The sequence below is a fragment of the Enterococcus sp. AMC1623 genome (assembly GCF_058216495.1).
On the sequence record NZ_CM177096.1, the window covers coordinates 3,261,175 to 3,274,481 of the forward strand.

Annotated in this window: 14 protein-coding genes and 1 other annotated feature (1 of these 15 running past the window's edge); of the genes, 11 read left to right on the forward strand and 3 right to left on the reverse strand. The window is 37.3% G+C overall.

The window, feature by feature from the left end; translation table 11 throughout:
- The first annotated feature begins 31 nt into the window (after positions 1-31).
- The 9 genes from AC4BC7_RS16005 (at position 32) to AC4BC7_RS16045 (ending at position 9,510) form a co-directional block, all read left to right on the forward strand.
- A complete protein-coding gene (locus AC4BC7_RS16005; protein WP_207941656.1) occupies positions 32-799 on the forward strand; it encodes an ATP-binding cassette domain-containing protein in 768 nt (255 codons plus the stop codon).
- Positions 789-2,852, forward strand: a complete 2,064-nt coding sequence (locus AC4BC7_RS16010; RefSeq protein WP_490503378.1) for an FtsX-like permease family protein — start codon at positions 789-791, stop codon at positions 2,850-2,852. Before AC4BC7_RS16005 ends, AC4BC7_RS16010 begins: the two co-directional genes overlap by 11 nt.
- Positions 2,853-2,861: 9 nt before the next feature.
- Entirely contained in the window at positions 2,862-3,239 is a 378-nt protein-coding gene (locus AC4BC7_RS16015; protein ID WP_207941658.1) for a MerR family transcriptional regulator, read from the forward strand.
- A 41-nt stretch (positions 3,240-3,280) separates the two neighbouring features.
- Positions 3,281-4,069 (forward strand): SDR family NAD(P)-dependent oxidoreductase, encoded by a 789-nt coding sequence (locus AC4BC7_RS16020; RefSeq protein WP_490503379.1) that lies wholly within the window; start codon positions 3,281-3,283, stop codon positions 4,067-4,069.
- Positions 4,070-4,165: 96 nt separating this feature from the next.
- Positions 4,166-5,251: a M42 family metallopeptidase gene (locus tag AC4BC7_RS16025; protein ID WP_490503380.1), complete on the forward strand. Its 1,086-nt coding sequence runs from the start codon at positions 4,166-4,168 to the stop codon at positions 5,249-5,251.
- 106 nt (positions 5,252-5,357) lie between these two features.
- Positions 5,358-6,098: an MBL fold metallo-hydrolase gene (locus AC4BC7_RS16030; RefSeq protein WP_207941661.1), complete on the forward strand. Its 741-nt coding sequence runs from the start codon at positions 5,358-5,360 to the stop codon at positions 6,096-6,098.
- A 12-nt stretch (positions 6,099-6,110) separates the two neighbouring features.
- Entirely contained in the window at positions 6,111-7,115 is a 1,005-nt protein-coding gene (lplA, locus tag AC4BC7_RS16035) for a lipoate--protein ligase (protein ID WP_490503381.1), read from the forward strand.
- A 60-nt stretch (positions 7,116-7,175) separates the two neighbouring features.
- Positions 7,176-8,018 carry an aldo/keto reductase gene (locus AC4BC7_RS16040; RefSeq protein WP_490503382.1) on the forward strand — a complete coding sequence of 281 codons (843 nt, stop codon included), beginning with the start codon at positions 7,176-7,178 and terminating at the stop codon, positions 8,016-8,018.
- A 283-nt stretch (positions 8,019-8,301) separates the two neighbouring features.
- On the forward strand, positions 8,302-9,510 hold the full coding sequence (locus AC4BC7_RS16045; RefSeq protein WP_490503383.1) for a carbohydrate-binding domain-containing protein: 1,209 nt from the start codon (positions 8,302-8,304) through the stop codon (positions 9,508-9,510).
- Between the two features lie 96 nt (positions 9,511-9,606).
- Here the strand turns inward: AC4BC7_RS16045 and AC4BC7_RS16050 are convergent, their stop codons facing one another.
- Entirely contained in the window at positions 9,607-9,948 is a 342-nt protein-coding gene (locus tag AC4BC7_RS16050) for a hypothetical protein (protein ID WP_207941665.1), read from the reverse strand.
- A 260-nt stretch (positions 9,949-10,208) separates the two neighbouring features.
- On the opposite strand from AC4BC7_RS16050, the gene AC4BC7_RS16055 reads away from it, so the two are divergent.
- Both AC4BC7_RS16055 and map read left to right on the forward strand, forming a co-directional pair.
- Positions 10,209-10,676: a hypothetical protein gene (locus tag AC4BC7_RS16055; protein WP_490503384.1), complete on the forward strand. Its 468-nt coding sequence runs from the start codon at positions 10,209-10,211 to the stop codon at positions 10,674-10,676.
- The gene (gene map, locus AC4BC7_RS16060) at positions 10,663-11,409 is read left to right on the forward strand and encodes a type I methionyl aminopeptidase (RefSeq protein WP_490503385.1); all 747 of its coding nucleotides are present in this window, start codon (positions 10,663-10,665) and stop codon (positions 11,407-11,409) included. The genes AC4BC7_RS16055 and map overlap by 14 nt, the downstream gene beginning before the upstream one ends.
- Before the next feature lie 39 nt (positions 11,410-11,448).
- Here map and proS read toward each other — a convergent pair whose 3' ends face one another.
- Positions 11,449-12,885 (reverse strand): proline--tRNA ligase, encoded by a 1,437-nt coding sequence (proS, locus tag AC4BC7_RS16065; RefSeq protein ID WP_207941668.1) that lies wholly within the window; start codon positions 12,883-12,885, stop codon positions 11,449-11,451.
- An 11-nt stretch (positions 12,886-12,896) separates the two neighbouring features.
- Positions 12,897-13,091 (reverse strand): helix-hairpin-helix domain-containing protein, encoded by a 195-nt coding sequence (locus tag AC4BC7_RS16070; RefSeq protein ID WP_207941669.1) that lies wholly within the window; start codon positions 13,089-13,091, stop codon positions 12,897-12,899.
- A gap of 51 nt (positions 13,092-13,142) precedes the next feature.
- Positions 13,143-13,307 (reverse strand) — a binding site (T-box leader) (it continues 44 nt past the right edge of the window).

Here is a 13,307-nt window from a genome sequence, read left to right on the forward strand (position 1 = left end):
TAAGATACAAGAGAGAAAAGAGGCGAGAATCGTGAAAAAAATAATCGATGTCAAACATTTAACAAAAACATATGGTACCCGCTTTAATCAAACAAAGGTATTAGATAATTTATCTTTTAGTGTCGATCAAGGTGAATTTGTTGGAATTATGGGACCGAGTGGAGCGGGAAAAACCACCCTGATGAATATTTTATCTTCCATCAGTTTACCAACGATGGGGTCGGTCTATATTGATGGCAAAGATATCACCCGTATGAAAGAAAATGAATTAAGTGATTTTCGCCGTCAAAAAATCGGCTTTATTTTTCAAGACTTTAATTTATTGGATACACTCACCAGTAAGGACAATATTTTATTACCTTTGGCGATTGATAAATTATCTAGCACAGAAATGGAGCAACGCGTACAAACCGTGGCCGATTTATTAGGTATTTCGTATTTGTTAAATCGGTATCCAGATGAGTTATCTATTGGGCAAAAGCAGCGAGTCGCTGCTGCACGAGCGATTGTTGCACAACCGTCCGTCATTTTTGCAGATGAACCGACTGGATCTTTGGATTCTAAATCAGCAACAGAATTGCTTCGTTATTTAAGTGAAGTCAATTTACACAATGACACGACAATCTTAATGGTGACCCATGATCCGTTTACTGCGAGTTATTGTAATCGAATTTTATTTATTAAAGACGGGGTGTTTTTTGCTGAAGTTGTTCGTCGCGGGACCCGTAAAGAATTTTTTGAACAAGTGATTGATATGCAGGCGACAATCGGAGGAGGTGGTCGTCGGAATGCTTTTTAAAATTATTTGGCGTAGTTTTTTACGTCAAACGCGGAATTATGTTGTCTATTTCTTATCCATGACAACTGCCGTGATGATTTTTTATTCATTTAGTGCGATGACATACGATCAGCCTCTAACCTTGCGTGCTAGACAAGATATTCAAATTGAAGGTGTATTGACGTTAGGGAATGTATTTGTTGCCATGGTCGTGTTGTTTTTTATGCTAGGCGCTAACCAATTTTTTATCCAGCAACGACAAAAAGAAATTGGGTTGTATCAATTGTTTGGGCTACGAAAATCACGTATTATTTTTCAATTTTTAATTGAAGGGGTGGTTTTGAACGTTTTTTCTCTGCTTGTGGGAATCATTATGGGGATTGTTTTTTCAAAATTTTTTGCGATGATTTTAATCAAAGCTATGGATTTAAACATTGAAAGTCGTTTCTTTATTTCATGGGCTTCTGTGTTAACAACTGTAGTGATGTTTTTTGTCGCCATTAGTTTAATTTCGTTGCAAAATATGTGGTTGATTTGGCAAAAACAATTGATTGACTTGTTTCAGCCTAAACGAGTGATAGCTAGTCGGCATTTAACAGTTCGTTGGAGTGCCTATTTAATTGGCATATTTAGTGTTTTATTGATTAGTATTGGTTACTACATTGCAGTAAATTTTGTTGACGTGCTAAATAGTTACATTCAACAAACCGAGGACTTTTCTTCTGTGTTATGGGTACCGTTGTTCATTTTTTCTTTGTGCGTCTTCGGGACGTATTTGTTTTTTGCCTATGGTATACAAGCTTTATTAGATGGATCAACCAAATGGCGTGCATTTAGCTATCGTCAGTTACGTTTTTTTACGTTGAATCATACGCGTCATTTGCTGTCAAAAAGCTGGCGAACCCTTTCGTTGATTTCTGTTATTGTGGGCATTGCCATTTCATTGATTGGTGGAGCAATTGGTATTTTTGCCATGTCTTATCGGTACACGGATTTAAGTCAACCAGTTGACTTTCAAATTACTGTCGAAGAATCTACGCGTTTAGAAGAATTACTTCAACAAAATGGCGGAGAAATTACTCAAAAAACTATCGTCCCTTTAAAAGTAGTCGGTACACATTCATTACGTCCGATTCAATTTTTAGATGAGGAAACCTATGAAGAGATTGCTCTTTTTGATTTGATTTCTGAACAAAGCTACAATGAAATTCGGACGATGATTCCCCACTTACCCGCAGTCAATTTAGACAAAACAGACGAGGCGGTGATGATTGATTTGAATACGGCGATGATGAACAAACGATTGTTGACAAAAGCTGAGCAGAAAATAACTTTACCAAATGGTATAAACGTTCATCTCAGTGAGCGTTATTCCAATTTAATTGGGGATAGTTTGTTGCGTTATGGTTCGAATTTATTAGTGGTAACTGACAATCTCTATCAGCAGGCAGAGGGGATAGATTATCAATTGGTTTATTTGAATGCGACTGGATACGATGAAGAGCAATTTCAAAAAACATATGTCTCTCAATTACCTACAGACTGGGGCAATGATATTAGCTACCAGTATGAATATACGAATGGGCAATTAAAAGGCGATATTCAACGTGCTACTGATGATGATATTTCTGAAGATTCAGAAGGACAACGTGTAAGTCGTTTAAATCAAACAAGTCGTTATCCTAATGTACGTGCCGATCGACGTCAAGGAGGCATTTTCTTGTATGTCACGCTTTTTGTCGGGATGATTGTGTTGATTACTACAGCGAGTACCTTAATGGTTCGCCAGTTTTTTGAAGCTGGACGAGAAAAACAAAATTATCAATTACTACAGCAAATTGGTCTTCCAAAAAAAGCGTTACATCGTGCGGTTTACCAGCAAAATGCCTGGATTTTCTTTCCAACAATGTTGCTTGCCACAAGTCATGGCTCATTTGCGATTTATATGCTCACCAAATTAGTGCAAGATGCTAATTATTGGGTGGCGTATCTCTTTTGTTTCATTACCATATTTATCTTTACATCAGCTTATTTTTTAACGACAAATTTTTATTTGCGGATTGTAGAAGAATAGGAGTAACTTATGGAAAATCAACAAGAATATTCAATTGGCGCTTTTTCAACACGTGTTCATTTGAGCGTGGATACGTTGAGATATTATGAAAAAGAAGGATTGCTTAAACCAAGGCGCAATCAACAAAATCAACGTATCTATACAGAAAACGATTATGAATGGACACTGTTTATTTTACGTCTGAAACAAATTGGCATGCCTATTCGCGACATTCAAACATACGCGAAACTCCGATACCAAGGAGATGAAACAATCAACGAACGTTTACAATTGCTTTATAAACAAGAACAACTTCTTGAAAAACAGCGACACGAAATTGATGAACATCTAGCATTTTTAGCAAAAAAAATAACTATCTATCACGAAAAAATAGTTGACATGGAGTAAACTCCAGCTCGTATCCTTAAGTTATTAAGGAGGAGAAATTCATGAAAAAGTACATTGTTATTACAGGAGCTAGCTCCGGAATTGGGGCGGCTACAGCGAGAGCTTTTGCCCAAAGAGGAAAAAATGTCATTTTAATCGCTCGTCGTGAAGAAAAATTACTAGAAGTGAAAGAACAAATTCAGCAGGCTTGTCCAGAGGTTGATATTGTGGTGCATCCATTTGATTTAACGCAAGTTGCCGAACTAGAAAAGCTATTTCAGCAATTAGACAGCTATTTTATTGAAGCTTGGATTAATAATGCGGGCTTTGGTTATTACACAATGGTGGAGGAACAATCCATTGGGCGTACATCTGCCTTATTGCAACTCAATGTAGAGGCGCTCACGATTTTATCCATGCTGTACGTACAAAAATACCAACAGCAACCACAGACGCAATTGATTAATATTTCATCAGCTGGTGGTTATACAATCGTTCCAACGGCGGTAACGTATTGTGCCTCAAAATTTTATGTTAGTTCTTTTACAGAAGGTTTGGCTTTAGAATTACGTGCGTCAAATTCACCACTACAAGCGAAGGTTTTGGCGCCGGCAGCAACAAAAACGGAATTTGGCAAGGTCGCCAACAACACGACAACATATAATTATGACCAAGCCTTTTCAAGATACCATGACAGTGAAGAGATGGCGCAGTTCTTAATGCAACTCTACGATAGTGATAGTATTGTGGGTTCGATTGATCGAGAAACGTTTACTTTCGTCTTAAGTGATCATAAATTTTCTTATGCAGGTACTAGCAAAAATAATCAACAACTATCCAAAGAAAAATAGTGAGAAAAAATTAATTGAGACATAACCGAGCTATTCTGTTCTTTCATTGGATGCGTGCTATACTTAATTTGTAGTATAAAAAAAGGAGCGTATGTGATGTTAGAAAAAAAAGAGGAACAACTATTGATTGATTTAACTTCTGCTCGTGGTGTACCTGGCAACGAAGAAGAAGTTCGGGAGGTTTTTAAAGCCTATGCCAAAGATTTTGCCGAGGATATTTTCTTTGATGGCTTAGGGAGCGTGATTGCGAAACATTCTGGAAAAGGTGGCGGTCCTAAAATCTTTATTTCTGGTCATATGGATGAAGTTGGTTTTATGGTCACCAAAATTACTGAAAAAGGCTTTATTGAGTTCCAAACATTAGGTGGCTGGTGGGGCCAAGTCATGCTTGCGCAACAAGTAGAAATTAAAACGCAAGATGGAAAATTAATTCACGGCGTTATTGGTTCAAAACCACCACATGTACTATCAATGGAAGCACGTAAAAAACCGTATGATGTCAAAGATATGTTTATTGATATTGGGGCATCAAGCGAAGAAGAGGCAAAAGCTTGGGGCATCCGACCAGGTGATATGATTACGCCATATATCGAATACAAACGGATGAATGACAGTAAATTCTTATTAGCCAAAGCATGGGATAATCGTGTGGGGACTGCTGTTTCTTTACGTGTATTAGAAAACTTAGCCAATGAAGGCCATCCAAATTGCTTGTTTGCTGGAAGTGACGTGATGGAAGAAGTCGGATTACGTGGGGCTCGTACAAGTACGCACTTAGTTAATCCTGATATCGCAATTGCTTTAGACACGGGTACTGCTGGGGATACACCAGGAATGACACCGAAAGAAGCAGATTCTGTTCTGGGTAAAGGACCGCAAGTGTTAATTTTTGATGCCTCGATGATTCCACATAAAAAATTATTGAACTTTGTTATTAACGTTGCTGAAGAGTTAGAGATTCCTTTCCAATATACCGTCATTACAGGTGGTGGAACAGACGCAGGACAAATGCATTTAACTAGAGATGGCGTTCCATCAATTGCAATTACCGTCCCTGTACGTTACCTACATTCGCATACATCCATCATTCATGAAGATGATTATTTAAATACGGTTAAATTAGTGACAGAAGTAGTTCGTCGCTTAGATGATAAAAAAGTGAATGAGTTAAGAAGTTATTAAATAAAAATAGAGTGAGAATCCTTTGATAGGTTTTTCACTCTATTTTTTATTTGCGTGTCGTTAGCGAAACGTTTACACTAAGGACAAAAGGTGAGGAGGAATTTTTATGAAACTAACAGTTTTAGGTTGCCTTGGCGCATATCCTTATAATGGGGAAGGGACAACGAGTTTTTTATTGCAATCAGAAGGTTATAATCTACTGCTTGATGCGGGAAGTGCAACATTGATTCAACTGGAAAAAGTGTTTAATCCATTAGATTTAGATGCAGTGATTCTCAGTCATTATCATCCCGATCATGTGGCTGATTTAGGTGTGCTACAACATTATTGGCAATTATTCCCCAAAACAGAAGAACGGCCAATTCTACCGATTTATGGTCATGGAGAAGATGCCGAACAGTTTGCTCGCTTGACCTTACCGAATGTTTCAGAAGGACATGATTATCTAAAAGTAGAACAGTTGAACTTAGGACCTTTTTCTGTTACATTTATGAAGACGATTCATCCTGTCGTTTGTTACGCAATGCGGTTTGTAGAAAATAGTACAGGTAAAATATTTGTATTTACTGGTGACTCTGGTTATTTAGAAAGTTTTGTTGATTTTGCCAAAGATGCGGATTTATTTTTAGCAGATACCTATCTGTTTGAAGGTAATGAAAATCATATTGCGCATTTTACTTCTAAAGAAGCTGGAGAAATTTCACGTCAAGCAGGGGTGAAAAAATTAGTTTTAACTCATTTACCTCAATTCGGTGATTTGGAACAATTACGCACCGAAGCAAGTGCAGCAGCGCAGCATGAAGTGCCTGTCGAATTAGCAAAAGTAGGGAAAACTTTTGAAATTTAGGAGGAACGAAGCATGATTTTTGTACCAAATGATTTAAGAGACCCACGAGTAAACTTAGCGATTGAAACTTTTTTATTGCAAGAAATGGCTATTGACGAGCCGATTTTACTTTTTTATATCAATGAACCATCAATTATCATTGGTCGTAACCAAAATACGATTGAAGAGATTAACAAAGAATATGTGGATGAAAATGGAATCCATGTTGTTCGCCGTTTTAGTGGTGGTGGGGCAGTTTATCACGATGAAGGAAATCTAAACTTTAGTTTCATCATGCCTGATGATGGCAATTCATTCCGCGATTTTGAAAAAGTAACGAAGCCAATTATTCAAGCACTACATGATATGGGCGTTGAAGGGGCACAACTAAAAGGTCGTAATGATTTAGTCATCAATGACATGAAGTTCTCTGGAAATGCGATGTATGCTACAAATGGCCGCATGTTTGCGCATGGTACAATCATGTTTGACAGCGATGTAAATGAAGTGGTGAACTCCTTAAAAGTTCGTAAAGACAAAATTGAATCAAAAGGCATCAAATCGATTCGTTCACGGGTAACGAATATCAAACCATTCCTACCAAAAAAGAATCAAGAGATGACAACGGAAGAATTCAGTCAAGAAATCTTATTGAAAATCTTTGGTGTCGATTCAGTAGAAGCTATCAAGACGTATACCTTAACTGATAATGATTGGGAAAAAGTCAAAGCAATCTCAGAAAAATATTATGCGAACTGGGATTGGAATTATGGAAAATCTCCAGCTTTTGACATTGAACGTCGTAAACGATTCCCAATTGGTTCTATTGAAGTGCGCTTAAATGTTGCAGAAGGCAAAATTACTGATGCGAAAATTTATGGTGATTTCTTTGGTTTAGGAGAAGTAAAAGACGTAGAAGATGCTTTAGTAGGAACAAAATATGAAAAAAATGCGTTAAAAGAAGTCGTTGATGCTATCGATGTGAAAAAATATTTTGGGAACATTGAAACAAACGATTTATTTGAATTAATTTATTAATATTGAAAATCTGCAAAAACAATTTGTTGTTGCAGATTTTTTTAATAGGAGGAAGCTTAAATGGTAAAAATTAACCAACAATCTGTTTTTCCAATCGGCTTAGGTACTTGGCATATGGGCGATGTTCCTCAAAAAAGAGCGCAAGAAATCCAAGCATTACGTGCCGGTTTAGACCATGGAGCAACCGTGATTGATACTGCTGAAATGTATGGAGAAGGCAATGCAGAACGATTAGTTGGCGAAGCAATCCAACCGTATCGTCGAAAAGAACTTTATTTAATTTCTAAAGTGTATCCATGGAATGCTTCTCTTGAGCAATTGCCGATTCGTTTAGACAATAGCTTGCGACGGTTAGGAACAGATTATCTAGATATGTATTTGCTACATTGGCGTGGGAATATTCCCTTAGCTGAAACGGTAGAAGCATTGGAAAGAGCGAAACAAAGTGGAAAAATTCGGGCATGGGGTGTCTCTAACTTTGATTTAGCAGATATGGAAGAGTTAATGAGAGTAACAAACGGACAAAATTGTCAAACGAATCAAGTTTTATATAATTTAAGTGAGCGAGGAATTGAGTTTGACTTATTGCCGTATATGGAGCAACACCAACTGCCATTAATTGCTTATTCTCCGATTGCACAAGGTGATAGTTTAGGTGGACATTTAACTGAGCAACGTGTCTTACAAGAAATTGCGCACCAGCATCAAGTAGACATTTTTCAAGTTCTCTTGGCTTGGTGTCTTCGTGATGGGCAAACATTGGCGATCCCTCAATCAAGTAGTGTGGCACATACAATTAGCAATATTCAAGCAGGTCACCTTCAATTAACTGAGGAAGAATTGGCACTAATTGATGCTTTGTATCCAACGCCAACGGCTAAACAGCCTTTAGCTATATTATAAAAAGGACCTTTCAATCGTCTCATGAAGATGGTTTGAAAGGTTTTTTTATGGAATATTTGTTTTTTTTCAGTGAGTTAAGCTAACTTTAAGCTAGGCGATATATAGTAAACACAGTACTAAGAACGAATACATTACAGAAAAAAGGAGGGAATGATAATGAAGGCAAAGAAACGCTCTGCTTTGAAATTAATTTTTTTAACAGCCCTCGCGTTTTCGACAATGGGCTTATTCGCAACAACAAAAATAACGCGTCATAATTTATAGAAGATAAGGAGAAAAGAAGATGAATAAACGTAAAAAAGGATTAACCGCAGCTACCTTAGCACTTACAGTAACGGTGATTGCCGCTTGCAGTCAAACAGAAAGTAGTCAAGCAGAGACCGCTGCATTAGAAACAAATACTAGTATCGTTGCTACGACATCAACCTCTACTGCGACAACTGAAACACTCGTACAAACTGAAACGAGTGACAATGCTGACGTCGATTGGGATGCTTTGGAAACGACAGAAGTTGATTTAACCGATGAAGGATTAAACATTACCGCAGCTGGTACGTATATTTTGAGTGGTGAAACAACTGGTCAAGTGACCGTTAATACAGAAGGTAATGTACGAATTATTTTAAACAACGCAACCATTACAAGCAGTGAAGGAGCAGCTATCTCAATTGAAAATGCAGAAAAAACAGTTTTAGAATTAGCAGATGGAACAACCAATACAGTCGAAGATGCGGCGACACGTAGTGATGAAGAAATTGATGGAGCGATCTACTCATCAGATGACATGATAATTACAGGTCAAGGAACATTGAACGTAACAGCCAATTTTGAAGACGGAATTGTAGGTAAAGATGATTTATGGATTGAATCGGGTACTATTAATGTTACGAGCGTAGATGGTGGAATTCGAGGCAAAGATTCCTTAACCATTTCTGGTGGAACCTTGACGATTGATGCAGGTGGTGACGGCATTAAATCAAGCAATGACACAGATTTAGGAAAAGGTCAGTTAACCATTAGTGGTGGTGAAATCACCATTACTTCAGGAGATGATGCGGTTAAAGCAGAACAAAGTATCTGGATTACAGGAGGAACGTTAGATATTGTGACTAGTGTAGAAGGTATTGAAGCACCTGTGATTGTTATTGATGATGGGGATGTGACTCTCTACGCAACAGATGATGGTATCAATGCTTCTGCCTCTGAGATTATCACAACGGATTTAAGTTTAACTATTAATGGTGGCAATGTAACGGTAGAAGTTGGTCAAGGAGATACGGATGCGTTAGACAGTAACGGCGATTTGACCATTACTGGCGGTGTGGTGACTTTAACCGCCCAATCTGCGGTCGACTATGATGGTACAGGCAGCTTTACTGGTGGCACTTTAATTGTGAATGGTGAAACGTTAACAGACTTACCAGAAGGTGGTATGATGGGTGGCCCTGGAGGTAATATGGGTGGCGGACCTGGCGGCAATGGAAACCCCTAATATAAAAAGAAATTGGAAAACGTATAGATAGTCTCAACGAATCAAAAATAGCGAGTCAAATTCTTTTTCAAGATGTTGACTTGCTATTTTTTTGATTCATTCAGTTTTTAGTGTTGATAACGAAGAGTTAAGTTCATCCGGATTATTGGCAAAATAATTGTCTATATATGATTTTATTCCCTCAAAATCCTTTTTTATAAATAAGTCTGCGGGTACTTCGATTATTGGAAGCTCTGTTTCATTATCAAAAGGGACAAATGGTTTAGGGACGACTAAATAATCCACTACGTCTTTATCGTTAGCGTAGTCAATCGAAACGTCGTAATCCTTAGAAAAATACTCTTTCAAAGCATCGTTATTTCTAACAAGTGGATAGGGAAATATTGAACCATAATTGATTCCGGTACTAACAATTAATACAAAACATATTTTCTTCATGAATATCTCCTCCTCAGTTAATAATAAAATAAGCGACTTTGTTTTGCAAACCTTCTCATTTTCGCTATAGATAGTAGTACATCAATAGAAATTAGCTGCTACTGATGACACCAAATAAAAGCATCCGCTGATTCAGTTTTTTTACCATTAAAATTAGAAATTAACCTGTCAGACTAGATTTTATTCTGGTATTTTTTAGAAAAAATAGTATAATTAAGCTTATTAAATGTTTTAATAAGCTTAAAAAGAAAGGGAAGAGAATGAGCCCACAATTAGCGAAAGAAAACTTTTTTGTTTTAATTTTAAATCAAATAAAAAATGAAGAAGCCCAAACAAAACAAGAAACACAGTTACAGGAATTACTTTTAGAAATAGGTGAAGCATTACTTCAAGAAGGGACTATTAATGAGTTATTAATTAAAAAAATAAATCAAGCTTTACAACAGCGCCACTATTTTGATTTATGCGTGCAGTTCAATACAGGTGAATTAGTTGTTACTTCACAATTTTCACCTTCTTTAAGTAGGGTTGATCGTAATTACATTGAAGCTATTGTGAGTGTGGTAGAGGCTTTAGAAAAAGGACCAATTGAAATTAAACGTTGTGAGCAATGTAGCGAATGGTTTCTGCCTTATAAACGAGCGAAAGTCTCGAAATTTTGTAGCAAAAAATGCCGAAATCGTGCCAATTATCTAATCAATAAGGAGAAAAACAATGACCATTATTAAATCAGAGCGTGAATTAGACTTAATGCGTAAAGCTGGAAAAATTGTCGCCGAATGCCATCAATTAGTTGGTAAAGTTATCCGTCCAGGAATCACCACCTTAGAAATTGATGCACTAGTCGAAAAAACTATTCGTGAGAAAGGAGCTATTCCTAGCTTTATTAATCATCATGACTTTTCCTATTCGATTTGTTCTTCACCAAATGATGTTATTTGTCATGGGTTTCCAGATAACCAACCCTTAAAAGACGGCGATGTGATTACCATTGACATTGGCGCTTGTTACCAAGGCTATCATGGGGATTCTGGCTGGACATATGCCGTTGGAACGGTGAGTGGAGAAATTCAAGCGATGATGGAACATTGCGAAAAAAGTCTCTACTTAGGCATTCAAGAAGCGTTAGCAGGACGACGAGTTGGGGATATTGGTTATGTTATTGATAGTTATGCACGAGAACACAGTTATGGCAATGTGTACGACTTTACAGGTCATGGTGTCGGACGAGAAATTTGGGAAGAACCCACTGTACCACATTATGGTATTCGTAACAAAGGTGCTCGTTTGAAAAAAGGCATGGTAATTGCCATTGAACCAATGTTTACTTTAGGTAAAACGGCAAATTATACGGAAGATGATGGTTGGACAGTTCGAACGTTAGATCATTCGATTTGTGTACAATATGAGCATACAGTGGCTATTACCGAAAATGGGCCAGAAATTCTGACACAATTATAAAAAAGAAGCAAAATCAAAACTGATTTTGCTTCTTTTTTATTAATAAGCTCGTGCAATCCACACGGTGTGTTTTGCGGGTTTGCCACTTACAATATCAACTGTTTTTTCCATTGGTGTTTCAAATGGAATATTACGGGTTGTAAATCCAGTTTCTTCTTTGATTTTTGCTTCGGTTTCTTCTGTTCCATCCCAACCAATTAGGACAAAACCAGTTACTTTATCTTCTGCTTTACATTTTTCAATGTGTGCTTTTAAGTCATCTAATGTTTCGATGTCATAGTGTTCGTTTTCTTTGTTACGAGCACGAGCAGCTTCTAATAAACGGTTTGGCATAATTGCCAATTGTTCTTTCACATAAGCAGTTAACTCTTCGAAGCTTACTTTTTCTTTTTCTGAAAGGTCACGAACTTTAACCATTACATGACCGTTTTCTAAGTCACGAGGACCACATTCGATACGGACACAAGCTCCTTTTAATTCCCATTCGTTGAATTTGTAACCTGGAGAATTATCGCTATCATCTAAGCGTACGCGGAAACCTTCTGCTTTAAATGTTGCAAAAATTTCGTCTAATTTTTCCATGATTGCTGGATTTTTCTTCCAAGGACCAACTGGCATTAAAACGATTTGTGTTGGCGCAATAGTTGGTGGGAAAACTAACCCATTTTCGTCTCCGTGGGTCATGATTAATGAACCTAACAAACGTGTAGATACTCCCCATGAAGTTGTATGGGCGTGAACGTGTTTATTTTCTTTATTTAAATAAGTAATGTCAAAGGCTTCAGCAAATTTGGTTCCCATATAATGTGAAGTTCCTGCTTGAACGGCTTTTCCATCTTTCATCATTGCTTCAATTGAATAAGTTTCTTCGGCGCCTGCAAAACGTTCAGAAGGTGTTTTTTCACCTTTATATACAGGAATCGCTAGAAATTCTTCACATAAACGCGCATACTCATCTAAGATACGTAAGGTACGTTTGCGAGCATCTTCTGCATCTGCATGTGCGGTATGTCCTTCTTGCCATAAAAATTCAGAAGTACGTAAAAATGGTAAGGTTTTCTTTTCCCAGCGGAAGACGTTGGCCCATTGATTAATTTCGTAAGGTAAATCACGATAAGAATTAATCCAATCAGAAAAAGCAGTCCCAATCATTGTTTCAGAAGTTGGGCGTAAAGCTAAAGGTTCTTCTAACTTTTCATCGCCTACCTCAGTTACCCAAGGAAGCTCTGGAGCAAAGCCTTCAATATGATCCGCTTCTTTCATGAAGAAACTTTTTGGAATCAACATTGGGAAATAGGCATTGCGAATTCCTTCGCTACGTAAGAATTTGTTGAATTCTTCTTGAATATGCTCCCATAATTCAAAACCATCTGGACGGAAGATGATGGAACCTCTAACGGGTGAGTAAGACATTAATTCTGCTTGTTGAACGGTTTGTAAATACCATTCTGTAAAATCATTTTTTTGTTCTGCCATTTTGTTTCCTCCTATTGATTAAATGTACGATTATTTTGGTTGAGCGCATCTTTCATAGTGGGTAAAGATTTTGGTCCCACGCCATGGATAGCTAAGACCTGTTTTTCAGTTAAGCTGGCTAATTTATCAAAGCTATCAATTTTTTCGTGTAAAAGTGCATTTCGTGCGGGGTTAGAAAGTTTTTGTAAAAATTCGTCGTAAGTCATTTGATAACCACCTTTAATTTTTTGCAATAAAAAAAGCATTCTCATCCCGATAAAAAGGACGAAATGCTGAACATTCGCGGTACCACCTTCATTGAATAGAATAACTCTATCCCACTTGTAACGAAGATAAGGGTTCTAACCCGATTGTTTTCACAATCATTGACATTGGTAGGTTCACAAAAATAGGGGTATCGAGGTTCCAGCCTTGCCCCGACT

What these genes read in the sequence shown, in the direction of transcription:
- AC4BC7_RS16010 (WP_490503378.1), top strand. Translation starts at nt 789, where the DNA reads ATGCTTTTTAAAATTATTTGGCGTAGTTTTTTACGTCAAACGCGGAAT.
- AC4BC7_RS16040 (WP_490503382.1), top strand. Translation starts at nt 7,176, where the DNA reads ATGGTAAAAATTAACCAACAATCTGTTTTTCCAATCGGCTTAGGTACT.
- AC4BC7_RS16050 (WP_207941665.1), bottom strand. Translation starts at nt 9,948, where the DNA reads ATGAAGAAAATATGTTTTGTATTAATTGTTAGTACCGGAATCAATTAT.
- AC4BC7_RS16030 (WP_207941661.1), top strand. Translation starts at nt 5,358, where the DNA reads ATGAAACTAACAGTTTTAGGTTGCCTTGGCGCATATCCTTATAATGGG.
- lplA (WP_490503381.1), top strand. Translation starts at nt 6,111, where the DNA reads ATGATTTTTGTACCAAATGATTTAAGAGACCCACGAGTAAACTTAGCG.
- AC4BC7_RS16020 (WP_490503379.1), top strand. Translation starts at nt 3,281, where the DNA reads ATGAAAAAGTACATTGTTATTACAGGAGCTAGCTCCGGAATTGGGGCG.
- AC4BC7_RS16055 (WP_490503384.1), top strand. Translation starts at nt 10,209, where the DNA reads ATGAGCCCACAATTAGCGAAAGAAAACTTTTTTGTTTTAATTTTAAAT.
- AC4BC7_RS16015 (WP_207941658.1), top strand. Translation starts at nt 2,862, where the DNA reads ATGGAAAATCAACAAGAATATTCAATTGGCGCTTTTTCAACACGTGTT.
- AC4BC7_RS16025 (WP_490503380.1), top strand. Translation starts at nt 4,166, where the DNA reads ATGTTAGAAAAAAAAGAGGAACAACTATTGATTGATTTAACTTCTGCT.
- map (WP_490503385.1), top strand. Translation starts at nt 10,663, where the DNA reads ATGACCATTATTAAATCAGAGCGTGAATTAGACTTAATGCGTAAAGCT.
- proS (WP_207941668.1), bottom strand. Translation starts at nt 12,885, where the DNA reads ATGGCAGAACAAAAAAATGATTTTACAGAATGGTATTTACAAACCGTT.
- AC4BC7_RS16045 (WP_490503383.1), top strand. Translation starts at nt 8,302, where the DNA reads ATGAATAAACGTAAAAAAGGATTAACCGCAGCTACCTTAGCACTTACA.
- AC4BC7_RS16070 (WP_207941669.1), bottom strand. Translation starts at nt 13,091, where the DNA reads ATGACTTACGACGAATTTTTACAAAAACTTTCTAACCCCGCACGAAAT.